Here is a 24,038-nt window from a genome sequence, read left to right as displayed (position 1 = left end):
AAGGGGGAGTAAAGAATGAGATGGATAAGCAATTTAAAAATAAGGGTAAAATTAGTAAGTAGTTTTATTATCATAGCGCTTTTGATCGGTGTTGTGGGCGTCATAGGCATTAATAATATGCGTACTATTGACAGCAGAGGAAGAGGGATCTATGAAAACGATTTTCTACCTGCACAACAATTAACCCAAATTCAAAAAGCAGTACTTAGCGTTCGGTCGGAATATCTTTTAATGCTATATGAAGGGGATAAGTCAAGATTTCAGCAGAGAGTAGACACAATAAACCGTTTAACAGAAGAAAGTAATAGGATTCTTACTGAATTTGAATCCACCATTCAATCAAATGAAGTCAGAAGTTTGTTTAATGACTTAAAGAATGACCTTACCAGTTATCGAAACATTCGAACCGAACATATAGGGATGATACAAACTGAAAGGTTCGAAGAAGCAGAAGCAAGAATTGGTGAATTTGCTGCAGCTAGAGAAAGGGTAGAGCAAGGCATAGAAAGATTAATAGAAGAAAATATCAATACTGCTGCCCTGACGGTTCAACAAAATACAGCAGACTACAGAAAGCAATCCATGATAATGATGGCTGTCATTGTTCTAGGAATACTGCTGGCCATAGGACTAGGGTTATTTATCGCTAATAAGATTAGCAAGCCGATTGCTGAAATCGTAGAGGGTGCCAACCGAATTGCTGAAGGAGATCTTAATGTCATGATCAATATACATACGAAAGATGAGGTAGGCATATTAGCGGAGGCCTTTAGGACCATGACTGAAAATATCAATGAAGTCATGACAAATATCAGTGCAGCTTCAGAGCAGGTTGCATCTGGTTCCAAACAAATGTCGGACTCCAGCATGGCCTTATCCGAAGGGGCTACGGAACAGGCAAGTTCCATTGAAGAATTAACAGCTTCCCTAGAAGAAATTTCTGCTCAAACCAGACAAAATGCCCTGAATGCAGATAGTGCAAATCAATTAGCAGAAACTGCTGAATCAAATGCTACGCAAGGGAATCATCAAATGCAGGAAATGCTCAAAGCCATGGAAGAAATTAATGATGCCTCCAGTAATATTTCTAAAATCATTAAAGTAATTGACGAAATTGCCTTCCAGACAAATATTCTTGCATTAAATGCAGCGGTTGAAGCTGCCAGGGCAGGGCAGCATGGTAAGGGATTTGCAGTAGTGGCGGAAGAGGTGAGGAATCTTGCTGCTAGAAGTGCCAATGCAGCTAAGGAGACAACGGCTATGATTGAAGGATCCATTAAAAAGGTAGAGGGTGGTACAAATATAGCAAATGAAACTGCTGCTGCCTTAAATAAAATTGTAAAGGATGTAGCAGAAGTAGCTCATTTGGTAAAGGATATAGCCCTTGCCTCTAATGAACAGGATGCAGGGATTAACCAAGTGAGCCAAGGTATTAGCCAAATATCAGAAGTAATTCAAACGAACTCTGCTACCGCAGAAGAGAGTGCTGCTGCCAGTGAAGAGTTGGCTAGTCAAGCAGAACTTCTGAAACAACAAATTAGTAAGTTTCAATTAAAAAGAAATAAGGCTACTGCCTATAGAGGAATGGAAGAAATGAATCCAGAGATACTAGAGGCATTGGAAGATATGAGGGAGAGAAAAAAGGGAAGCGGACAAGAAACCATCTCCAAGATAGCATTAAGTGATGGAGAGTTTGGTAAATATTAAAAGATACGCAGCAAGGAGTAAAGGTAGGTGGGAGTGATGATTCCTATTACAGAAAAAGAGTTTAAACAGTTGACAGAATACATTTATGCAAACTATGGGATTTGGCTGAAAAAAGAAAAACAGTCTCTTGTTACAGCTAGGTTATATAATGTACTGGCACAGAAGAATTTTAAAAGTTTTTCTCAGTATTATGAGTATATCACCACCGATCAATCAGGGCATGCAGTAACAACATTAATCAATAAAATCACCACCAATCATACCTTTTTTATGAGGGAAGTTCAGCACTTTTATTATTTTAGAGATAAGGTGCTGCCTTCGCTTGTAAGTACAGTGAGGGACAAGGATTTGAGGATATGGAGTGCAGGGTGTTCCTCAGGGGAAGAACCTTATACCTTGGCAATGATAATCGATGAATTCTTCGGAAAGGAGAAAAAATTTTGGGATGCAAAAATTTTAGCTACGGATATTTCTAATAAGGTTTTAGATAGGGCGAAGTGTGGTATTTATAGCAATGAGGAGCTTGCTTCTTTGCCCTCTTCTTGGAGGAATACTTATTTTAAAAAACAAGATGGGGAAAAAGCTGTTCTTAAAGATACGATAAGGAATGAAGTGATTTATAGAAGGTTTAATCTCATGGATGCGGTCTTTCCTTTTAAGAAGAAGTTTCATGTGATTTTTTGTAGAAATGTAATGATTTATTTTGATCATAAAACCAAAATGGAGTTAGTAAACAAATTTTACGATAAGATAGAATTTGGAGGCTATTTATTTATAGGTCATGCAGAATCTATTCATAGGGCTGAGACTAGATTCAAATATATTATGCCAGCTGTTTATAGGAAGGTATAAATTAAAGAGGTGACATATGAGGCATAAGAAAAGAATCAAGGTATTGATCGTTGATGATAGCATCATGTCTAGGGAAATATTATCAAGAGGAATTTCTTCTGATCCATCTATAGAAGTTGTTGCTACAGCTACCGATCCCTTTGATGCAAGAGATAAAATTCTTAAATATAAACCAGATGTAATGACCTGTGATGTAGAAATGCCAAAAATGAATGGCATTGAATTTATAAGAAGGCTGCTACCTCAATATCCCCTGCCTACTATTGTTGTTAGTACTGTGAGCCAAGCGGTATTTGATGCTATGAAGGTGGGGGCGGTTGACTTTGTAAGTAAGCCTGATATGCGTATTGCTAAAAATGTAGAAAAATTTATCAATGAATTAATAGAAAAAATAATAACTGCCGCAGATGCCAAAATTCTACAACCCGAAAACGCTGTTATAGGGCATGGATCACAGACGAAGGAAGTAGATGTGAAAAAAGTTATTGCCATTGGCGCTTCTACAGGGGGTACAGAGGCAATTTATCATCTATTAAAGTCTTTTCCAGAGAAGATGCCAGGAATTGTGATTGTGCAACATATTCCACCAGTTTTTTCTAGGATGTTTGCAGAAAGACTTAATAACACAATAGCCCTTTCTGTTAAGGAAGCACAGAGTGGCGATTATATAACAGAAGGAAAAGTCTTTATTGCTCCGGGAGATCAGCATATGAGGATCAAGAAAGTTGCAGGAAGATATAAAATAGAGTGTTTCAAAGACGAAAAAGTGAATGGCCACTGCCCTTCTGTAGACATTCTCTTTAAATCTGTTGCAAAGGAAGCCGGTTCTTTAGGCATTGGAATAATTTTAACCGGAATGGGCTATGATGGCGCCCAGGGTCTGCTTGCTATGAGACGAAAGGGAGCAAGGACCATTGGACAAGATGCACCTTCCTCTGTTGTTTATGGTATGCCGAAGGTAGCTTTTGACATAGGCGCTGTGGAAAAACAAATGTCTCTTTTAAAAATGCCTCAATACATTTATTCTCTCATCGATTAGGCGGTATTTCATAATATGATCTCTACCAATGATGACAAAAGAAACTGAAGGTGATGTATAAATGAATAAAGAGTTAACCACAGGAGAAATGAATGAATTTCTGCTTACAACTTTAGCTTGTATTGGCGATGGCGTGATAGCAACGGATCTGAAGGGTACAATCCTTTATATGAATGCATCAGCCGCAGGTCTTACTGGATGGGCGGTGGAGGAAGCATTAGGGCAATCTATTGACGAAGTATTTCCCATAGTCAATATACATACCAATGAGGTCATGGACTTAGTTGCTAGAGTGCTTCAGGCAGGAACTGCCATAGGTTTAAAGAATCACTCTACGCTTGTTTCAAAGGAGGGTAAAAAAAGCTATGTATCTGCAAGTTGTTCTCCTATAAAACTAGAAGATCAAAGTATTCACGGGGTCGTCGTGGTATTCCGTGATATTACTAAAAGGAAACAAGTAGAAGAAGCTTTAAGAGAAAGTGAAGAAAAGTATAGAGGGCTTTTTAATGCAGCAACGGACGGGTGTTATCTCCATGAAATCAGAGAAGGTAGCGAAAAGCTCAGCAGGATTGTTGAAGTAAATGAAATCATGTGTAAACGTTTGGGCTACACAAAAGAAGAAATGTTAGGGCTAGATATAACAGATTTAAATCAGAGTAAAAGCAAAAAGTATTGTACTTATATAATGCAACAGATTATTTTGAAAAAACATCATATCTTTGAAACAGTGCATACTGCAAAAAATGGCAGAGAAATACCTGTAGAGGTGAGTGCTCATTATATTGAAATGAATGAAAAAAAATATATTTTTTCTTTAGCTAGAGATATAACAGAAAGAAAGTCTAGTGAAAATCAATTAAGAAGGGCTAAAGAGGAAGCAGAAGCTGCCAATGCGTCAAAAAGTGAATTTCTTACCAATATGAGCCATGAAATTCGTACGCCTATTAATGGCATGATAGGAATGATTGACCTTACGCTTCTTACGGACTTAAGTCAAGAACAGCGGGAGAATTTGATTGTAGCAAAATCCTGTGCCAGTTCTCTTTTAAACATTATCAATGATATCTTAGATTTTTCCAAGATGGAGGCGGGCAAGCTAAGCTTTCAAAGTATTAACTTTGATATCAAACAGTTGATAGAAGGGCTAACGAAAGCCCATACACATGTGGCAAAAAATAAGGGTTTAGAGATGAATTATAGTTTTTCTGCTGATATACCAGCTACCATAACAGGTGATCCCAACAGATTACAACAGATACTCAATAATCTGATTCACAATGCCATTAAGTTTACGGAAAAGGGTGGGCTTACGGTGTCGGTAAAAACACTTGAGGTTACAGAGGATGATATAGCATTAAAATTTGCTGTAGCTGATACTGGAAGGGGTATAGCACAAAAAGATAAGCCGAGACTTTTTAAAGCATTTAGTCAGATTGATGGATCTGTTACCAGAAAGCATGGAGGCACAGGCTTAGGACTTGTTATATCTAAGCAACTGGTTGAAATGATGGGTGGGCGCATATGGGTAGAGAGTAAAGAGAATCAAGGTAGTACTTTTTATTTTACAGCTAAGTTTAAGCAGGCAAAAAAGATAATAGAAGAATATAAACAAGAACCTATGATTCCTCCCTCTTCAGATTGCAAACAAATTTTGTTGGCTGAAGATGATGGTGTAAATCAAGTTGTTATCAAAAAGATATTGGAGAAAAGAGGACATGTTGTTGATGTTGCAAACAATGGGAAAGAAGTATTGATGATGTATGGGGATAAGAGATATGATTTGATTCTTATGGATATACAAATGCCTGAAATAGATGGCATTGAAGCTACAAAACGTATAAGAGAAAAGGAAGCTGCGCTTGATAGATACACACCAATTATTGCATTGACTGCTTATGCTCTGAAGGGAGATAGAGAAAGATTTATGCTGTTAGGGATGGATGAATATATTTCAAAGCCCATAGAAACGCAAGAATTATTCCATATGATTGATAGGATCACAACAAATAAGGAAAATCAAGCTAATTTTCAAAGGTTTAATGATGTTCGAATCGACGATAACGATAAAATTGTATTTGCAGGCATCAAAGAAGAAAAAGTTTATGAAGATAGAATTATTTTCATAAAAAAGATTGCAACACACATTCAAAACCTTAAGACAGCATTAGACAGTAGTGACCTAGAAGCCATTGAAAAACAGGCCCACAAAATAAAAAAATTGTCGGATGCAGTAGATGCTGAAGAAATCAAGAGCACCGCCTTTAGGATAGAGCTTGCTATTCGAAGAGGCAATCTACAGGAAGCTATTATGCATGTACTACAAATAGAGCATGCCTTCGAAACTTATAAAAAATCCACAATATCAAATTGAAAGGGGGGTGTATATGAGAATTTTAATTACGGAAGACGATTTAGCCAGTAGACGATTTTTAGCTAAATTTTTGTCCCAGTATGGAGAGATAGATCAGGTCGTGGATGGTCTTGAAGCGTTAGATGCTTATCTCTTGGCGATTAAGGATGATGAGCCCTATGACCTTATATGTTTAGATATTATGATGCCAAAGGTGGATGGTGTCAAAGTTTTAAAGGCCATCAGAGATTATGAAGTACAAAAAAGAATCCCAGCTGAGAAACGTACAAAGATTATTATGACTACTGCACTGGCAGAGACAGAGTATGTTCAAAATGCCTTCAACATAGGATGTGAAGCTTATGCTTCAAAACCGATTGATACTGAAAAATTGGTAGAAGTAATGAAAAAACTGAAGTTAATTTCATAAAAAAGACCCTATCTATGCTAAAGAGCAGAGATAGGGTCTTTTGCATTGAAAGCAAGGTCATAGGAACCCTTAAGGCAACAAAACATCAGGAATAGTTTTAGGAAAATTTTACCAAGATTTTCATTGTTTTGATAGCCTATTCTATTGAGCTTTCAAAAATGAAGCTATTGATTTATAAGAAGTTTTAACTATATAATTAAAAAATAGTATAGTTTTTCCAAATAGGGCAGGATAGTACAAAAAATATCAAGATAGTACCTGTAAAAAAACCAATAAATGGCATATAAATAGTATAAGGAATGTTTTATATATGAATTACGGTTTTAAAATTTGGACTTATATGTAGCAAGTAAGTGTATAAGCCTACCGGATTCCTTGATTTATCAATAAAAATTCATTGAAATATTTTCAAAACTAAGTAAAGAGATCTCTGCGTTGTTAATAAGGGAAGTATCTTGTGGAGTTTTTGTTTGAATGCTTTATCTATCACATAACCATATCACCTAATAAAGGCAGGGGGAATTTTATGGGTCAAAAGAAGAAACAACAATGGCAAGATGATCATTCTTGTAGTAGGAAAAATTTACTGCAGCTAGTAGATAAAAACGTTCTCAAAAAAATTTTGGATGCTTTTACAAAAGCTACAGGTTTAACAGCAAATATAGTGGATACTGAGGGAAAATCTATTTTTTCAAAAGAAGATGCTCAGAAGAGTTGTAAGTTTTGTCTTTTGATTTGGAAGATGCAGCGGCAAAGGGGACTGCAACGGTGTAGAGGAGCCTATGCTAGAGCTGGAAGGCAGGCTGCTATATTCGGAGAACCCTATATTTTCAGATGTCCTTCGGGATTGATAGAATGGGCTGCCCCCATTATAATAGATGGACAACATCTAGGATCTATTATATGTGGCCAGGTATTGATGTGGGAACCTGAAGAGTTTTTCTGGATAGAGTTAAAGCAGATGAATAAGATACTAACAGATGATTTCGACCTGTTATTTGATGCTGCTAAAGAGCTGAAGGTCATATCTGGTAAAAAGGTGCAGGGTGCTGCAGACTTACTCTTTGTAACTGCAAATTATATTATGAAGGCTGGATGGGAAAATTTGCGTCATCGGCAGGAAATTGCACTGCAACAATCCTTGTTAAATGAGGAAATTCAGAATAGAAAATGCTTAGAAGAAAAACTTAATGCTCAAAGCTTGAGCTTAAACTATTCTCTAGAAAAGGAAAAAGAATTAATTAGTAAAGTAAAGCTAGGAGATTTGGATAAAGCAAAAAAGATTTTCAGAGTATTGCTGGCAGACATATTTATCGCAGGAGCAGCAAAGCTTCCTACCATAAAGGCACGGGTTTTAGAGTTGGGCGTGATCCTATCCCGGGCATCTGTAGAGGGCGGTGCTGACTTAAATCAGGCATTGGAAATAAGTGCAGAGTTTTTGCAGGATGTGAATAGATTTAATCTTATTGAAGAAATAGATTTGGCGGCTGTAAAGGCATTAGAACGCTATCTTCAGGCGGTTCAAAGTAATCAAATGACAAAGAATCATTTAGTGATTCAGGGGATTAAGAGGTTTATTAGAAACAATCACGATAAAAGTTTAACGCTGGAAGAAATAGCTGCTTCGGTATATCTTAGCCCTTATTATGTTAGTCGTATTTTTAAGGAAAACCAAAATATGACAGTGATGGATTATGTAACAAAAGTAAAATTAGAAGAAGCCAAAAAGCTACTGAGGAATCCTAGATATCAAATAGATGAGATTGCAGAAAGGCTAGGCTATAGCGATGCCAGTTATTTTTCAAAGGTATTTCGCCGTAATGAGGGGATGTCCCCTACACAATTTAGGCGTCAGGCATAGAAAAATGGAGGTGGTAGAAAGATGAATAAGATTATTACTGAAATAAAACAGGGTTTAATGGATGGGGATGCTCAACAGGTTAAGGAAAAAACAGAGTTAGCTTTAGCCTATGGTGTAAAACCTAAGAAAATTATTCAACAAGGATTGCTGCCTACGATGCAATCCATCAGTCAGAAGTTCTATAAGGGAGAAATCTTTATACCAGATGTCTTGATGTCTTCAAGGGCGATGCATGCTAGTTTATATGTCCTACAACCTATTTTGTCTCTTTCTAATGAAACCTCCAAAGGGATTGTTGTTGTCGGCACTGTTGCAGGAGACTTACATGATATCGGAAAGAATATGGTTTCTATGATGCTAAAGGGAGCAGGATATAGGGTAATTGACTTAGGAATTGATGTACCGGCTACTGATTTTATTACTGCCGTCCACAAGCATAAGCCGGATGTTTTGGCAATGTCCGCACTCTTAACTACGACGATGGGAGAGCTAGGCAAGGTAGTGATGGCTTTAAAGGAAAAGGGATTAAGGCAGCAGGTGAAAATCATTATTGGGGGAGCACCGGTAACACCTGAGTTCGCTATGGCAGTTGAGGCCGATGCTTATGCGGCAGACTCATTTAGTGCTATTGAAGTTGTTAATGCTTTAGTAGGAGAGAAGGTAGAACTTTTTACAGTTAGTTAGGAACAGTAGGAAAAAGGAATTAGCTATACAAGAAATCCAAAGTTTTATACCATTAACTTTGGATTTTTTTTCATATTTAGGATAAAAATGGAAGAGCAAGATATTACCCAAAATTATACTAATCCTCCAGAGACAGTACAGGTTTTTTTTAGTATGATTAAAGCAAGGAGTTGTTAGACAATTCTGTCATCAAACGAAAGCTTTAGAAGCTGTTTAGGGGGGATAAAGGACTGGATATGCTGATTTGAAGGAGGGGGAGAATACGATGATTATTGTAGGAGAAAAAATTAATACCAGTTTAAAGGGTGTAAAAGAAGCAGTCAAAAGCAGAGATGTAGCATTTATTCAGCAGCGGGCTGTAGAGCAGGATAAAAATGGGGCAGATTATATTGATGTAAATTGTGGTACTTTGGTTAATGAAGAAGTTGAAGCGCTACCATGGTTAGTAGAAACAGTTCAACAGGTGGTAGATAAACCTTGTTGTATTGACAGTCCTAACCCTGCAGCTATCGAAGCGGCGCTTAAGGTTCACAAGGGCAAGGCTATGATAAATTCTATTACAGCCGAAAAAAGTAGATATGACAAAATTGTACCTTTGGTAAAGGCGTACAAAAGCAATGTTGTAGCACTGACAATGAATGACGAAAGTGGAATACCTGAAGATACAGAAACAAGAGTAGCCATCGGCAAAAACCTAATAGACAGGCTAAGTAAAGATGGGGTGCCTATAGAAGATATCTATATTGATCCACTAATTCAACCCATCAGCACTTCCAGTAACATGGGTATTGTAGCATTAGATAGTATCAAAGGTATTAAGGAAGCTTATCCGGAGATTCATTTTATGTGTGGACTAAGTAATATTTCCTTCGGATTACCTAAGAGAGGCTTATTGAATTATACATTTTTAGTTCTATGCATGATGGCAGGATTAGACGGTGCTATCCTAGATCCTGGAAACAAACAGATGATGGCAATGATTGTAGCGGCAGAGGCATTACTGAATAAAGACCAATTTACAATGAATTATTTAAAAGCTTTTAGGGCTGGCTTATTAGAAGTATAGTAAAAGTAAAAAAGTTAAAAGGGGGAAATAAGCATGTTGAAAAAAAGTTTTAAAGATGTTTGCTATAAGGATTTAAATAGTTTTGTATATGGAAAATCCCTATACCCTGTAAAAACTAAAAATGGATTAGAAATTGGCGGTGGTGTTGTTTTACCTGAACTAAACTTTACACTACCTACCATGGAGGTTTCCCAGGAAACCATGCCAAAAGTATTAACCCAGTACACAGAGATTATGGAAGATGCCTGCAAAAGAGCCCATGAATTAAAGGCTTTAGGTTATATAGCAGAAATAGAAATGCTTCCACCAGCCACCTACAATCCAAAATGGGGTGTGGAAATTGTTAAGGTAGTAAGAGAAGTCATCGACAAATATGAAAGTAACTATGGTTTAAAGGGAAGCATCCGTCTTACACCAGTAGATATTCGTGAAGATCAAAAATCACCTCATATGTGGAGGGGCGAATACTGGGATGCTATTATGGAGTTATTTGAAGAAGGTGCGAAGGCTGGGTCAGACTTCTTATCTATAGAGTCTATAGGTGGTAAGGATATCCATGACGAGGCTATTATGTACTGTGATATAAAGAAGGCACTATTTGGGCTAGGGGTTCTAGGTGCTAAGGATATGACAAAGCTTTGGACAAAAATTGTATCGATAGCTGATAAAACCAATACCATAGCTGCTGGAGATACAGCATGTGGTTTTGCAAATACCGCCATGGTTTTAGCAGACAAAGGCTATGTACCAAAAGTTTTTTCCGCTATTATTCGTGTCATGTCAGCTGTTAGAAGTTTGATCGCCTTTGAAGCTGGAGCACAAGGTCCAGATAAAGATTGTGGTTACGAAGGCGTATATATCAAAGCAATAACAGGATGTCCTATTTCTATGGAGGGTAAAACCAGTGCAGTAGCTCACTTAAGTCCTGTTGGTAATATAGCAGCAGCTTTAGCAGATGTATGGAGTAATGAATCTGTTCAAAATATTAAATTACTTGGTGGTATGGCACCTACTGTTTCAATGGAGCAATTAATTTATGATTGTAGACTAATGAATCTGGCAGCTGAAAGGGGACATAGTCAATTGATGCGAGACCTACTTGCTGACTCTGATAGTAAGTATGACCCACAGGCATATGTATTACGCCCAGATATAGTATTAAATATTTCTAAAGAAATCGTTAAAGAAGAAGGTCACTTCTTGAGAACAAAGAGGGCGGCATTAGCTACTATCAAGGAATTAAAAGAAGGTCTTGCGGCAGGTAAAGTTATTATAGAAAATAGAGAAGTACCTTGGTTGGATAGGGTAGAACAACAATTAAATGCAATTGGGGATGATGAGAATGCATTCATCAAGGAAATGATTCAAGAATGTGCTATCATCACTAAGTTCGATCCTAAAAAATACGACCTATAAGGTGAAAAAGGATGATCAAATTAGATATCATTTCGGGGTTTTTAGGGGCCGGAAAAACAACTTTTATAAAAAGATTATTGCAGGCTTTTGAAAAAGAAGAAGAAAAAGTAGTGATTGTCATTAATGAATTTGGTGATGTCGGTATAGATGGTGATTTAGTACAGCAAGAAGACTATGAACTTTATGAAATAACAAAAGGATGTCTTTGCTGTTCCTTAAAGGAGGACTTTGCATCGACACTCCTAAAAATAGCAGAAGATATAGTGCCAGACAGAGTGGTACTAGAACCTTCAGGTATATTTGTAATACAAGAGGCAATAGAATTATTGGCGCAAGAAAGACTTGCCGATAAGTATAAAATAAATAATCTTATTACGATCGTAGATAGCATCTATTTCACGAAGCATGATCATCCTATAAGCCTCTTTTTAGAAAAGCAAATTCTATCGGCATCGAAGCTTGTATTGAGCAAAGTACAATATATCAAAGAAGAAGAGAAAAAAAAGGTAATCCATCAGCTAAAACAAATAAATCCAAAGGCTCAGGTTTACAAAGAGCCATGGCATCACTATAGCAATGAGGATATTCTTGAAATATTAGGTCATATTCAATGTGACTATGGTCGGCTCAATAAGAAGGAAGCCTCTAAGCTAAAACACCATTATGATCACTATAGCATAAAAACGGATAGAGTTTTTGATAGAGCATCAGTAATGCAGCTAATGGAGGAAGTCATAGAGGGGAGATATGGCAAAGTCATTAGAAGCAAAGGTGTTCTGCTAGGTAGGCCTGATAATATTGTTTTTCAATATATTGACGGCACCTATGATATTGAAATATTTGAAAATGATATAGAAAAAGGCAAAATGATATTTATAGGGGAAAGTATTGAAAAAGAAGCATTGATGAATAAAATATGAAAAATTAGGAGGGAATAATATGACATTATATGATCAAATTTCTAATGTATTACAAAAAGGAGAAGTGCAAGAGGTTAAAAGCTTAATTAAGAAGGGATTAGATGAAGGTGCAAAGGCGGAAGAGATTTTAAATAATGGATTATTAAAGGGTATGAATGAGATAGGAGAAAAGTGGAAGAAAGGAGAAATCTTCGTACCAGAGGTTTTAATAGCAGCACAAGCTATGGGCGGTGGTATGGAGATTTTAGAACAGATACTAATCAATGATAATGTTAAGGCGAAGGGTACTGTGGTTATAGGAACAGTAAAAGGCGATTTGCACGATATAGGAAAAAATCTAGTAGCTATGATGATGAAGGGTGCAGGCTATAAGGTGATCGATTTAGGGGTAGACGTTTCAGCGGAGCAATTTATTGAAGCAGCAGAGAAGAATCAGGCAAGTGTTGTCTGTATGTCATCTTTACTGACAACCACAATGCCTTATATCAAGACTGTAGTAGATGCGTTTAAAAATAAAGGCTTAAGAGATAAATATATTATCATGGCAGGTGGTGCACCTATAACTGAAGAATATGTAAAGGAAGTTGGAGGAGATTTCTATAGCAAAGATGCAGTAGAAGCTGCTGATAAATTAGCTGAAATCATCAAATAAATGGAATGCATTTTGTAGAAATGCTAGGCTCTTTTTAAAGAAAAGAGGAAGATAGATATGATTGTTAATACTTCGAAGGGACAGAAAAAGTTAAGCATCCTTGAAGGGAAAACGATACTACAATTGCTGCAAGAAAATGATATTTATTTATCGGCAATTTGTGGTGGTAGGGGTGCCTGTGGTAAATGTAAGATAAAGGTTTTAAAGGGAAGTCTTCCGATTACCCTAAAGGATGAAAAGTACTTTTCTAAAGAAGAACTGGAAAAAGGCTATCGACTTGCCTGTTCAGCTTACCCTGAAGAAGGCTTAGAAATAACCATGGATTTTTCTGAGGAAGACTTTATCATTGTGAATGAATTTTGTAGGAGGTTTAGAAAAATCGATAGTAGATTGCATATCGTAGATATTTCTCTAGAAGATATCGACTGGCATAAAATTAATAGTATGCACTTAGCGATTCAATCTAAACTTCAAGAAAGTTATCAGCTATCTTATAAGGGATTAAAAGCATTATCCAATTTATTGGATGATGCTGTTCAAACCAGCAACAAATCGTCTGTACAATTGCTGGTAAAGGATAACATTATCCTAGATGCTTTCAGCAAAGAAGCTATACAAACTTATGGCATAGCCATTGATATAGGCACCACTACTCTGGGATTTCATCTCCTTGATTTGCAAACAGGGGAAATTGAGGGAACCTACTCTCAATTAAATTCCCAAAGGATGTATGGGGCAGATGTGATCACTAGAATTCAAAGTGCTACAACAGGCAATTTGGAAAAACTAAAGGTTGCAATCATTAAAGATATTGTAACAGGGGTAGAAAAGCTTTTAAGCAATACCGGGATAAATAAAAGATTTATTTATTCTACGACTATCGCTGGAAACACTACGATGTTGCACCTTCTCTTGGGACTTTCTCCAAGGTCTTTAGGACAGTTTCCTTTTACTTCAACCATTTTGAGTCTAATGGAATACAATTTTGAAAAAGTATTGCAAAGCAACCTATTAGACTGCAGTGTTGATCTTCTTCCCGGCATAGATGCCTACGTAGGAGCAGATATTGTGGCAGGAATTTTGCACCATGAGATGTTTCAAACAGAAAAAGTTACGATGCTTATCGATATAGGTACCAACGGAGAAATCGTCATAGGTAATAGGGCAGGTTTCTTGGCCACTGCCACGGCAGCTGGCCCTGCCCTAGAGGGAGGGAATATCTCCTGTGGAACAGGATGTATTACTGGAGCAATCACTTCAGTAATCTATGATGGAGGTAACTTCCAATATAAAACCATAGGCGATGAAAAACCTATAGGACTCTGTGGTTCTGGTATTATTGACATGGTAGCAGAAGGACTAAAACATGGTTGGATTGATAAAACAGGACGATTATCAGAAATATTTTTAAATGGGGAAGTGATCCTGTATCAAGATGAAAAGAATGGCGTCATTAAACTTACCCAAAAAGATATAAGGGAAATTCAATTAGCAAAATCCGCATTAAGGTCTGGTATAAAATGCTTAATGGAGCAGTATGGTGTGGACTATGGTGGAATAGATTGTGTTTATCTAGCAGGAGGATTTGGAAGTAATATTAATATAGAAAGCGCAGTAAGAATAGGTTTGATCCCAGAAGAATTAAAAGAAAAAATACAAATTAGTGGCAATAGTTGTTTGGGAGGAGTAGTAAAATATCTCCTTGATAAAAGCTGCAAACAATATTTAACGGCAATCGTAAACAAGGCAAAAGCTATTAATCTTTCAAGTGATTTAAAGTTCAATGACCTCTTTATTAATAATATATATTTTTAAGACTCTAACCCCTTTTATTTATTTAGAGTTGGAATGAAAACTGACAAAATAGGAAAATGTGAGGGAGTTCATATCCTAAGCATTGACATCCAGGGTTGTTCATTAGACGGAGCTAGCTAAGCGCTAGCTCCCTTTTTTTGATGTTTTTAGTAGCCAAAGGCTAAGAGGCTACTATATATAGATATCGTTTCTTTAGAAGAAGTCTCTTGCAAGCTGGAAACGTTTTTTAAGCAAGAAACAACGGGAGGATAAGAGGGTGACAAAAAAGTGAATAGGCTCTAAATGGCTATTTTATCGCAATGACGCCAGTAAATAAAAAAAGTAAAAATTTTTTAAAAAAATTTTTTAGCTATAGAATTGAGTTTATTATCATAAAAAATAGGTCTGAAATTCAAAAAAATGAGGGGATAATAAAAAGCACCTTCATTCTAACAGAGGGAAAATATTTGAAAAATTTATGATAAGTCCATTGCAAGCTATAGGAATAAATCTAGTACAACAGTAACACCAATGCGTAGAGGGAAGGTTTACTTGGTAAAATTCTTTGTTGAAAAACCACAACCAGAATCAATAAGTCCAATTTTGAATGATTGGACTTATTGATTCTGGTTTATTTTATGAACACACTTGCAAATAACAGAAAAAACACAGGATGAAAGATTGAAATTACAAGGTTTCATTTATTGAAAACAAGAGAAAAAACGCTTGAGGGATAGCTGAGTTAAGATACGATGATATAAATCATGCTGAAACCGTTTACAAAATTTAAAATCGAAATATATGACGAAATTCGAGGATAAACAAATTTCGAAAAGCATGTTAGTATGAAAGCATAAAAGCAAGCAGAGACAAATCAGTACAGAAAAATTGGATCAGTCCAATTGAGATCAAAATGTCGGAAAGGGGTGGTAATTAGAAAATGCAAATTGAAAGAAAAAGTGGTATACCAATCTATATACAAGTAAAAAACCATATTATAGACGATATAAAAAATGGCAGATTAAAAATAGGTGAAAAGCTACCGACAGAAAGAGAATTGTCTCAAAAACTAAAAGTAAGTAGAAATACCATCTCAACCGCTTATAACCTATTGGAACAAGAAGGCGTACTTATATCCTACCAGGGGAGAGGCACCTTTGTAGCAGAAGAGGGTAAGACGTGGAAACAGTATACAACAAAAAATAAGGTGGTTAGGCTTATTGATATAGCTATAGAAGAAGCTATAGAGATGGGTTTAAACATAAAAGAGTTTATTGCCCTTGTACAAGATAGGGTAAAAGAAAAGGAACTTTTAATAAAAAATATTAACGCTATATTTGTGGAGTGTAACATAGAGCAGGCAAAATCTTTTGCTAAAGAATTAAGTCGGGTTACAGATCTAAACGTAGTACCTATGACGGTAGGAGAGCTTCAAAATAAAAGTGAAGCTGTCGAGGAAACCATCAATAGAACCCAGATTATTATTACTGCTTTTAACCATGTAAATGAAGTAAAGGATTTGATTGTAGATTATAAAAAAGATGTGTTTGGTATTGCCAGCAATCCTAACCTAGAAACCATCGTAAAAATTGCCAAATATCCTAAAAAAACAAAGTTTGGACAAATCAGTCTTTCGGAAGAGTTTTACTTTAAGGTGCAATATGCATTAGAATCAGCAGGGTTAGAAAACCTTGTGATGAATGCTACCACCAGTAAAGACGAAAAAGAAGTACTTAAGGTAATTGAGGAATCTGATGTAATCATTGTTTCCCCAGGAAGGGGAGAAGAGGTAAAGAGATTAGTTGGTGAGCAAAAAGACGTTATAAAATTTGATTATGTTCTTGATCAAGGTTCAGTTAAGGCAATCTTATCTAGAATTATGGAAATAAAGAGTCATCTATAAAAAGTCATCTAATAGGGGGAGAAAATATTATGAAAAAGAATATTGTACTAGGTGTTATAGGAGCAGATTGTCATGCGGTTGGAAATAAGGTTCTTGATTATGCGTTTACAGAAGCAGGGTTTGAAGTAATTAATATAGGTGTACTTAGTTCTCAAGAGGATTTTATAAATGCAGCGATTGAAACCAATGCATGTGCTATTTTAGTATCATCACTTTATGGTCACGGAGAAATTGATTGCAGAGGATTAAGAGAAAAGTGTGAAGAAGCGGGATTAAAGGACATACTATTATATGCCGGAGGAAATCTTGTGGTTGGAAAGCAAGAGTGGGCACCAGTACAAAAAAGATTTGAAGATATGGGCTTTAACCGTGTTTATGCGCCAGGAACTTCACCAGAAGTAGGAATAAAAGATTTAAAAGAAGATTTAAAATTAGATTTAAAAGAAAACTTAAAATCTGCTTAATCTGAGGGTGATAAACATGAATGCACTATTACTGATTGACTTTGGCAGTACCTACACAAAACTTACTGCTGTTGACATGGAAAATGAAGAAATTATTGCCAATGCAAAGGCACTGACAACTGTAGAAAGTGACATTATGATTGGTTTTCAAAATGCATACGCCATTATGAAGGAAAAGTGCAAAGGTAAAAACATCCAATTTGATGAAATGCTGGCATGTAGTAGTGCAGCAGGAGGGTTGAAAATGATTGCCGTTGGCTTGGTACCAGACCTTACTGCTGAGGCAGCAAAAAGAGCTGCTTTAGGGGCAGGTTCTAGAATATTAGAAGTATATAGTCATGAACTGACCCTGAGAGAAATTAGAGATATGATTCAAAAGAAGCCTGATATTATTTTGTTGGCTGGTGGAACAGATGGAGGCAATAAAGATTGCATTATACATAATGCAAAAATGATTGCAATGAATATAAAAGATGTGCCAGTAGTGGTGGCAGGAAATAGAAAAGCGAATGATGAGATCGAAGAAATCTTTACGCAACAGGGCATTGATTATGAAATGACGGACAATGTCATGCCTAAACTTAATGTGTTAAATGTGGAACCTGCAAGAGAAGCGATTCGAGACATTTTTATGAAAAAAATTGTAGAAGCAAAAGGAATGAAGGGTATAGAGTCTTTTATCAAGGGAATCTTGATGCCTACGCCTGCAGCAGTTTTAAACGCAGCAAAGATTTTAGCGAATGGAACCAATGAAGAAGAGGGCATAGGAGATTTGATTGTAGTGGATATTGGAGGAGCTACAACAGATATTCATTCTATAGCAGAAGGAGAACCAACAAGACCGGGGGTTATGAAAACAGGTTTGCAGGAACCTTATGCAAAGAGAACGGTTGAAGGAGACCTTGGGATGAGGGTAAGTGCAGAATCCCTCTGTCAAGCAATAGCAACAAAGAAAATCAAAAAATTTGCCCCTCATTTAACCTATAATGTTCAGGAACGATGTAACTACCTTGCCCAGCATGTTAATGAAATTCCTCAAACCTCTGAAGAGATAGAATTTGATGAGGCCATGAGTATGGCGGCAACGGAAGTAGCTATGGAAAGACATGTAGGTGTTTTAGAGGATGTGTATACACCCATGGGGAAGGTATACTCCTTGAATGGAAAAGACTTATCTAATGCAAAATATGTAATAGGTACCGGGGGCGTATTGATTCACAGTGAAAATCCGGGAAAAATATTGAAGGCTGGTTTATACAGCGAAGAAAATCCTAAATACTTAAAGCCAATGAAACCAAAATTTTTAGTAGATAAAACTTATATTCTTTCAGCAATGGGTTTAATGGCAGTAAAATATCCGAATCATGCAATCAGAATATTGAAAAAATACCTTATAAATGTATAATGGGAGGAAAAATAATGGAACTTAAAAATAAAAGGTTGACAGAAGCAGAATTTTCAAAGCAAAGAGAGGAAGTACTAACTCATTGGCCAACTGGAAAAGATGTAAATCTGCAAGAGGCAGTAGAGTACTTGAAAAAAGTTCCTGAACATAAAAACTTTGCAGCAAAGCTAAGAAAAGCAAATCAAGAAGGGATCACACTTGTACAGCCAAGAGCAGGGGTTGCGTTAGTAGATGAACATATCAAACTTTTACAATATCTTCAAGATGAAGGTGGCGCAGACCTTCTGCCAAACACCATTGATAGCTATACAAGACAAAATAGATACAACGAGTGTGAGGTTGGTATCCAAGAAAGTATAAAAGAAAACCGTTCCATGTTAAATGGATTCCCTGTAGTAAACCATGGGGTGGCAAATTGTAGAAAGGTATTAGAGGCAGTAGAACTTCCTCTTCAAGCAAGACACGGCACACCAGATGCAAGACTATTGACGGAAATTATCCATGCTGGTGGGTGGACCTCTAATGAAGGTGGTGGCATCTCCTACAATATCCCTTATGCAAAAAGTGTTAGTTTAGAAAAAACAATTTTAGACTGGCAATATTGCGATAGACTTACAGGGATGTACGAAGAAATGGGTATTGAAATCAACAGAGAACCTTTTGGACCGCTAACAGGAACCCTTGTACCTCCAAGTATGTCCAATGTGGTAGCGATTGTTGAAGGACTTCTTGCTGCTGAACAGGGGGTAAAAAACCTTACATTAGGTTACGGACAGTGTGGCAACCTAGTACAAGACGTTGCAGCGATTAGAGCTTTAGTAGAGCAAGCATCAGAATACTTTAAAACTTATGGTTACAATGTAGAGCTTACAACTGTATTCCATCAATGGATGGGTGGTTTCCCAGCTGATGAATCAAAGGCATTTGGTGTAATTTCTTGGGGATCTGCTACAGCAGCATTAGCTGGTGCAACAAAGGTAATTGTTAAAACACCTCATGAGGCTATTGGAATTCCTACAAAAGAAGCCAATGCTCAAGGAATCAAGGCAACAAAGCAAACATTGAACCTATTAAAAGGTCAAAGATTACCTATGTCAAAAGAGCTTGAGCAAGAAATCAATCTTATTAAAGCAGAGACAAAGTGTATTATAGATAAATTGTTTGAATTAGGCAAAGGAGACCTTGCAGTAGGGGTTGTAAAAGCTTTTGAAACAGGTGTTATGGATATTCCTTTTGCGCCAAGTAAGTACAATGCAGGAAAAATTCTTCCAGCGAGAGATAATAATGGTGCTGTTAGATATTTAGAGTTTGGTAATATTCCAATGTCTAAGGAAATTAAGGATTTCAATAGACAGTTATTAGAAGAAAGAGCAAAAACAGAGGGAAGAGATGTTAGCTTCCAAATGGTTGTTGATGATATTTATGCTGTAGGTAAAGGAACACTTGTAGGTAGACCGGAAAACAAATAATATAAAAACTTGGGGGAATTGTTGAAATGAAAATTATAGACATCGTATGCTCATCAGGAAGAACAGGATTTTACTTTGACGATCAAAGAGCGATTAAACAAGGAGCAGAACATGATGGATTTACTTATATAGGAGAAGCTGTTACCGAAGGTTTTACAAGCGTTAGACAGGCTGGAGAGTCTATTTCAGTAATGTTTATTTTAGAAGATGGTCAAGTAGCTTATGGTGACTGTGCTGCTGTTCAATATTCCGGAGCAGGCGGAAGAGACCCTCTATTCCTAGCAGATGAGTTTATTCCGATTATAGAAAAACATATTGCACCAAAGCTTATTGGAAGAGAGATAACAAGCTTCAGAAAACTTGCTGAAGAAGTTGACAGCATGATGGTAGAAGGAAAGAGACTTCATACAGCCATCAGATACGGTATTACACAGGCAATTTTAGATGGGGCTGCTAAGGCAAAGAAAATAACCATGGCAGAAGTAATCAAAGAAGAGTATAATACCAATGTAGAGTTAAAAAGAATTCCAATCTTCACACAATCCGGAGATGATCGATACAACAATGTGGATAAAATGATTATCAAGGGAGCAGATGTTCTTCCGCATGCGTTAATCAACCATGTTGATACAAAGCTAGGCAAAAATGGTGAAATCCTTAAGGAATATGTTGCTTGGTTAAAAAATAGAATAGAAGCCTTAAGAGCTAGAGAAGAAGATAATTTTATCATGCATATCGACGTTTATGGTACGATTGGTTTGGCTTTTGATAATGATGTTGAAAAAATGGCAAACTATCTTGGAGAACTTGAAACAGCAGCAGCACCCTTCAAACTTCGTATAGAAGGACCTATGGACGTTGAAAATAGAGAAGGTCAAGTAAAGGCATTAAAAGCTCTAAGAACAGCTTTAAAAGAAAAAAATATTGGTGTTGAACTTGTTGCAGATGAATGGTGTAATACATGGGAAGACATCAAGCTATTTGTAGACGAAGGCGCTGCAGATATGATTCAAATTAAGACACCAGACCTTGGTGGTATTAACAACATTGTAGAGTCTATCTTATATTGTAAAGCAAATGGTGTAGGTGCCTATAGTGGTGGAACCTGTAATGAAACCGATAGATCAGCACAAGTATGTACAAATATAGCTATTGCTTGTGGTGCAGATCAATGTCTTGCAAAACCAGGAATGGGAGTTGATGAGGGATTTATGATCGTTCACAACGAAATGAATAGAGTACTGGCATTAGCAAAAAGAAGAGAAACCTCATTAAAATAAAAATAAGTAATTTTCTTCAGCTAAAGCTGGAGATTGGGGATCAGGTGGAGCGTCTGCTTCACCTGATTAAGAATCCTCTAGGCCAATGCTTAGAGACGGAGCATTCTACCCCAAAAGCAAAATCATAATAAATAGGAGCGCTGTAAAATGAGAGAAATCCACGTCTCTAAAATTACTGAAACTATAAAAAAACTTTGCATTGATGCAAACTACTATCTAACAGAGGATATGAGAGCAAGATTTGATGAAGCACGGACTAATGAAGATTTTCCTATTGCACAAAATATCTTAGATGTATTAATAGAAAATGCAGATATTGCACAAAATGAAGCAAGACCTATGTGTCAAGATACAGGGATGGCTGTAGTGTTTTTAGAAATCGGACAAGAGGTGCAGGTGGTTGGTGGCAGTTTAGAGGATGCTATCAACGAAGGGGTAAGACAAGGTTATACGGAAGGATACTTGAGAAAATCCGTGGTAAATGATCCCATTGAGAGAATAAACACCAAAGACAACACACCTGCCATCATTTACTATGATATTGTTCCAGGAGATGCCTTTAAGATTACCGTCGCTCCAAAAGGATTTGGCAGTGAAAACATGAGTCAAATCAAAATGTTAAAACCATCTGATGGCATTGAAGGGGTTAAGGATTTTGTTCTAAAAGTAGTAAAGGAGGCAGGGCCAAATCCCTGCCCTCCTATTGTTGTAGGCATAGGTATAGGGGGAACCTTTGACAAGGCAGCTTTTCTTGCAAAAAAAGCCCTCTTAAGATCCACAAGTGAAAGAAATATAAAGCCCTTCTATGCTGAATTAGAAAAAGAATTACTAGGGGCAATCAATGATTTAGGAATAGGACCACAGGGCTTTGGCGGCAGAACAACAGCCCTAGCAGTAAATATAGAAACCTATGGAACCCATATTGCAGGATTGCCTGTTGCTGTGAATATAAACTGTCATGCAACAAGACATGGGGAAGCCCATATATAGGAGGTTTATGAAATGAGTAAAAAAATAACGATGCCCCTAACAAAGGAAAAAATAGATGATTTAAAGGCAGGAGACAGTGTTTTACTTACAGGAACCATCTATACCGCTAGAGATGCCGCGCATAAAAGGCTGGTACAACTGTTAGAAGAGGGGAAGGAGCTCCCTTTTGACATAGAAGATCAGGCGATTTATTATGTAGGACCTACTCCAGCAAAGGAAGGACAACCTATAGGTTCAGCTGGACCTACCACCAGTTATAGAATGGATGCTTATACTCCTCAACTTTTAGCCAAGGGCTTAAAAGGCATGATTGGCAAGGGTATGCGGAGTAGGGAAGTTGTAGGAGCTATGAAAGAGTTTGGGGCTGTTTATTTTGGCGCTATAGGCGGAGCAGCTGCTTTAACGGCCAAGTGTGTCAAATCCTCTGAAATTATTGCCTATGAAGATTTAGGTGCAGAGGCTATAAGAAAGCTTTATGTTGAAGATCTTCCACTGGTTGTGGTTATTGATAAAAAAGGTAACAACTATTATGAAATAGGGCAGCAGGAATACTTAGAAACACAAAGGTAGGTGTTAGGTATGGAGATTAAAACTCCAGCAAAGGCAGGCACGATGGAATCCAATGACATATATATCATGGTTCAACCTCATGATGAAGATGGGATTACCATCGAGCTTGAAAGTATTGTAATGAAACAGTTTGGAAAGCAAATCAGACAGGTGATTTTAGAAACATTAGAAAGCCTGGAGATCAAAAATATTCACGTTGTTGCTAAAGATCGAGGAGCTCTAGACTATACCATAAGAGCAAGAGTAGAAACTGCAGTAAAAAGGGCAATGTAAGGGGTGATTTCATGGAGAGACTTAGAAGAACAATGCTATTTATGCCAGGAAACAATCCTAGTATGCTGCAAAGTGCTGGCATTCTTGGGGCAGACAGCATTATATTAGATCTTGAAGATGCAGTAAGTATTACAGAAAAGGATGCAGCCAGAATCTTAGTAAGAAATGCCATAAAGCATGTAGATTTTCACGGTACTGAAGTTGTTGTAAGAATCAATCCCCTTTCATCTGGCTTTGGTTTAAAAGATGCTGAAGAAATAGGGAGAGTAAAACCTGATGCCTTAATGGTAACAAAAGCAACTGAAGAAGATGTAAAAGCAGTATGTGAAACTTTAGCGAAAATTGAGGCAGAAGAAGGTTTTGAAACCGGTAGTATAAAAATTTTTCCTTTAATTGAAACCGCCTATGGACTTGAAAACATTCACAGCATTATAGAAGCCTCCGATAGAGTAATAGGCATTTTACTAGGTGCAGAAGATTTAACTGCTGATCTTGGCATAAAGAGAACAAGAGAAGGTGAGGAAATCTTCTACGCCAGAAGTAAGGTAGCTGCTGCATGTAGAGCCCATAAGGTAGATGCTATTGATACACCTTTTGCTGATATGAATGATTGTCAAGGTTTTGCAAAGGATATTCATACATCTAAATCATTGGGCATGACAGGAAAGGCTGCTATTAATCCAAGACAAGTGGATACAATTCATGAAATTTTTGCACCTTCAGAGGAAGAAATCAGCTATGCTCAAAGAGTCATCCATGCTATGGAAGAAGCACAAAAAGAGGGCAAAGGTGTATTCTCTTTAGATGGAAAAATGGTAGATGCACCCATTATTGCAAGAGCGGAAAATGTGATGAAAAAAGCAAAGCTTGCAGGCTTGGTAAAATGAGACTTAAATCATAAGTAGATGGCCAA

At 36.9% G+C, this 24,038-nt stretch carries 21 protein-coding genes; all 21 read left to right on the top strand.

The window, feature by feature from the left end; all coding sequences use genetic code 11:
• Positions 1-15: 15 nt before the first annotated feature.
• The 21 genes from BJL90_RS02655 to BJL90_RS02555 all read left to right on the top strand — a co-directional run bounded on the left by BJL90_RS02655 (position 16) and on the right by BJL90_RS02555 (position 24,012).
• A complete protein-coding gene (locus tag BJL90_RS02655; RefSeq protein ID WP_070964037.1) occupies positions 16-1,707 on the top strand; it encodes a methyl-accepting chemotaxis protein in 1,692 nt (563 codons plus the stop codon).
• A gap of 36 nt (positions 1,708-1,743) precedes the next feature.
• On the top strand, positions 1,744-2,559 hold the full coding sequence (locus tag BJL90_RS02650; RefSeq protein WP_070972919.1) for a CheR family methyltransferase: 816 nt from the start codon (positions 1,744-1,746) through the stop codon (positions 2,557-2,559).
• Positions 2,560-2,575: 16 nt separating this feature from the next.
• Positions 2,576-3,598: a protein-glutamate methylesterase/protein-glutamine glutaminase gene (locus BJL90_RS02645; RefSeq protein WP_070964036.1), complete on the top strand. Its 1,023-nt coding sequence runs from the start codon at positions 2,576-2,578 to the stop codon at positions 3,596-3,598.
• Positions 3,599-3,659: 61 nt separating this feature from the next.
• Positions 3,660-5,969, top strand: coding sequence for a hybrid sensor histidine kinase/response regulator (locus BJL90_RS02640; protein WP_070964034.1), 2,310 nt, complete (start codon positions 3,660-3,662; stop codon positions 5,967-5,969).
• A gap of 13 nt (positions 5,970-5,982) precedes the next feature.
• On the top strand, positions 5,983-6,378 hold the full coding sequence (locus BJL90_RS02635) for a response regulator (RefSeq protein WP_070964032.1): 396 nt from the start codon (positions 5,983-5,985) through the stop codon (positions 6,376-6,378).
• Positions 6,379-6,904: 526 nt separating this feature from the next.
• The gene (locus tag BJL90_RS02630; RefSeq protein ID WP_070964030.1) at positions 6,905-8,239 is read left to right on the top strand and encodes a PocR ligand-binding domain-containing protein; all 1,335 of its coding nucleotides are present in this window, start codon (positions 6,905-6,907) and stop codon (positions 8,237-8,239) included.
• Between the two features lie 21 nt (positions 8,240-8,260).
• Entirely contained in the window at positions 8,261-8,923 is a 663-nt protein-coding gene (locus BJL90_RS02625) for a cobalamin B12-binding domain-containing protein (RefSeq protein WP_070964029.1), read from the top strand.
• Between the two features lie 265 nt (positions 8,924-9,188).
• Entirely contained in the window at positions 9,189-9,989 is an 801-nt protein-coding gene (locus tag BJL90_RS02620) for a methyltetrahydrofolate cobalamin methyltransferase (protein ID WP_070964027.1), read from the top strand.
• 33 nt (positions 9,990-10,022) lie between these two features.
• Complete coding sequence (locus BJL90_RS02615; protein ID WP_070964025.1) at positions 10,023-11,405, top strand: methyltransferase MtaB domain-containing protein; 1,383 nt, start codon at positions 10,023-10,025, stop codon at positions 11,403-11,405.
• Positions 11,406-11,416: 11 nt separating this feature from the next.
• Complete coding sequence (locus BJL90_RS02610) at positions 11,417-12,325, top strand: CobW family GTP-binding protein (RefSeq protein ID WP_070964024.1); 909 nt, start codon at positions 11,417-11,419, stop codon at positions 12,323-12,325.
• A gap of 19 nt (positions 12,326-12,344) precedes the next feature.
• Positions 12,345-12,977, top strand: a complete 633-nt coding sequence (locus tag BJL90_RS02605; RefSeq protein ID WP_070964022.1) for a cobalamin B12-binding domain-containing protein — start codon at positions 12,345-12,347, stop codon at positions 12,975-12,977.
• A 57-nt stretch (positions 12,978-13,034) separates the two neighbouring features.
• On the top strand, positions 13,035-14,792 hold the full coding sequence (locus tag BJL90_RS02600; protein WP_070964020.1) for an ASKHA domain-containing protein: 1,758 nt from the start codon (positions 13,035-13,037) through the stop codon (positions 14,790-14,792).
• A gap of 919 nt (positions 14,793-15,711) precedes the next feature.
• Positions 15,712-16,674 carry a GntR family transcriptional regulator gene (locus BJL90_RS02595; RefSeq protein WP_070964019.1) on the top strand — a complete coding sequence of 321 codons (963 nt, stop codon included), beginning with the start codon at positions 15,712-15,714 and terminating at the stop codon, positions 16,672-16,674.
• 29 nt (positions 16,675-16,703) lie between these two features.
• A complete protein-coding gene (gene glmS / locus BJL90_RS02590) occupies positions 16,704-17,138 on the top strand; it encodes a methylaspartate mutase subunit S (RefSeq protein WP_081562193.1) in 435 nt (144 codons plus the stop codon).
• A gap of 16 nt (positions 17,139-17,154) precedes the next feature.
• Complete coding sequence (glmL, locus tag BJL90_RS02585; protein WP_070964015.1) at positions 17,155-18,543, top strand: methylaspartate mutase accessory protein GlmL; 1,389 nt, start codon at positions 17,155-17,157, stop codon at positions 18,541-18,543.
• 14 nt (positions 18,544-18,557) lie between these two features.
• Positions 18,558-20,012, top strand: coding sequence for a methylaspartate mutase subunit E (locus BJL90_RS02580; RefSeq protein WP_070964010.1), 1,455 nt, complete (start codon positions 18,558-18,560; stop codon positions 20,010-20,012).
• 26 nt (positions 20,013-20,038) lie between these two features.
• A complete protein-coding gene (locus tag BJL90_RS02575) occupies positions 20,039-21,292 on the top strand; it encodes a methylaspartate ammonia-lyase (RefSeq protein ID WP_070964008.1) in 1,254 nt (417 codons plus the stop codon).
• A 147-nt stretch (positions 21,293-21,439) separates the two neighbouring features.
• Positions 21,440-22,282: a fumarate hydratase gene (locus tag BJL90_RS02570; protein ID WP_070964007.1), complete on the top strand. Its 843-nt coding sequence runs from the start codon at positions 21,440-21,442 to the stop codon at positions 22,280-22,282.
• A gap of 12 nt (positions 22,283-22,294) precedes the next feature.
• Positions 22,295-22,852 (top strand): Fe-S-containing hydro-lyase, encoded by a 558-nt coding sequence (locus BJL90_RS02565; protein ID WP_070964005.1) that lies wholly within the window; start codon positions 22,295-22,297, stop codon positions 22,850-22,852.
• Between the two features lie 9 nt (positions 22,853-22,861).
• Positions 22,862-23,125, top strand: coding sequence for a citrate lyase acyl carrier protein (gene citD, locus BJL90_RS02560; RefSeq protein ID WP_070964003.1), 264 nt, complete (start codon positions 22,862-22,864; stop codon positions 23,123-23,125).
• 11 nt (positions 23,126-23,136) lie between these two features.
• Positions 23,137-24,012, top strand: coding sequence for an HpcH/HpaI aldolase/citrate lyase family protein (locus BJL90_RS02555; protein WP_070964001.1), 876 nt, complete (start codon positions 23,137-23,139; stop codon positions 24,010-24,012).
• The last annotated feature ends 26 nt before the right edge of the window (positions 24,013-24,038 follow it).

The sequence above is a fragment of the Clostridium formicaceticum genome (genome assembly GCF_001854185.1).
Classification (GTDB): domain Bacteria; phylum Bacillota; class Clostridia; order Peptostreptococcales; family Natronincolaceae; genus Andreesenella; species Andreesenella formicacetica.
The sequence above is the reverse complement of the archived record's forward strand: the minus strand, read 5'-3'. Positions and strand labels throughout refer to the sequence as shown.

Coding starts and splice junctions, on each gene's coding strand:
- BJL90_RS02655 (WP_070964037.1), top strand. CDS start 16: ATGAGATGGATAAGCAATTTAAAAATAAGGGTAAAATTAGTAAGTAGT.
- BJL90_RS02650 (WP_070972919.1), top strand. CDS start 1,744: ATGATTCCTATTACAGAAAAAGAGTTTAAACAGTTGACAGAATACATT.
- BJL90_RS02645 (WP_070964036.1), top strand. CDS start 2,576: ATGAGGCATAAGAAAAGAATCAAGGTATTGATCGTTGATGATAGCATC.
- BJL90_RS02640 (WP_070964034.1), top strand. CDS start 3,660: ATGAATAAAGAGTTAACCACAGGAGAAATGAATGAATTTCTGCTTACA.
- BJL90_RS02635 (WP_070964032.1), top strand. CDS start 5,983: ATGAGAATTTTAATTACGGAAGACGATTTAGCCAGTAGACGATTTTTA.
- BJL90_RS02630 (WP_070964030.1), top strand. CDS start 6,905: ATGGGTCAAAAGAAGAAACAACAATGGCAAGATGATCATTCTTGTAGT.
- BJL90_RS02625 (WP_070964029.1), top strand. CDS start 8,261: ATGAATAAGATTATTACTGAAATAAAACAGGGTTTAATGGATGGGGAT.
- BJL90_RS02620 (WP_070964027.1), top strand. CDS start 9,189: ATGATTATTGTAGGAGAAAAAATTAATACCAGTTTAAAGGGTGTAAAA.
- BJL90_RS02615 (WP_070964025.1), top strand. CDS start 10,023: ATGTTGAAAAAAAGTTTTAAAGATGTTTGCTATAAGGATTTAAATAGT.
- BJL90_RS02610 (WP_070964024.1), top strand. CDS start 11,417: ATGATCAAATTAGATATCATTTCGGGGTTTTTAGGGGCCGGAAAAACA.
- BJL90_RS02605 (WP_070964022.1), top strand. CDS start 12,345: ATGACATTATATGATCAAATTTCTAATGTATTACAAAAAGGAGAAGTG.
- BJL90_RS02600 (WP_070964020.1), top strand. CDS start 13,035: ATGATTGTTAATACTTCGAAGGGACAGAAAAAGTTAAGCATCCTTGAA.
- BJL90_RS02595 (WP_070964019.1), top strand. CDS start 15,712: ATGCAAATTGAAAGAAAAAGTGGTATACCAATCTATATACAAGTAAAA.
- glmS (WP_081562193.1), top strand. CDS start 16,704: ATGAAAAAGAATATTGTACTAGGTGTTATAGGAGCAGATTGTCATGCG.
- glmL (WP_070964015.1), top strand. CDS start 17,155: ATGAATGCACTATTACTGATTGACTTTGGCAGTACCTACACAAAACTT.
- BJL90_RS02580 (WP_070964010.1), top strand. CDS start 18,558: ATGGAACTTAAAAATAAAAGGTTGACAGAAGCAGAATTTTCAAAGCAA.
- BJL90_RS02575 (WP_070964008.1), top strand. CDS start 20,039: ATGAAAATTATAGACATCGTATGCTCATCAGGAAGAACAGGATTTTAC.
- BJL90_RS02570 (WP_070964007.1), top strand. CDS start 21,440: ATGAGAGAAATCCACGTCTCTAAAATTACTGAAACTATAAAAAAACTT.
- BJL90_RS02565 (WP_070964005.1), top strand. CDS start 22,295: ATGAGTAAAAAAATAACGATGCCCCTAACAAAGGAAAAAATAGATGAT.
- citD (WP_070964003.1), top strand. CDS start 22,862: ATGGAGATTAAAACTCCAGCAAAGGCAGGCACGATGGAATCCAATGAC.
- BJL90_RS02555 (WP_070964001.1), top strand. CDS start 23,137: ATGGAGAGACTTAGAAGAACAATGCTATTTATGCCAGGAAACAATCCT.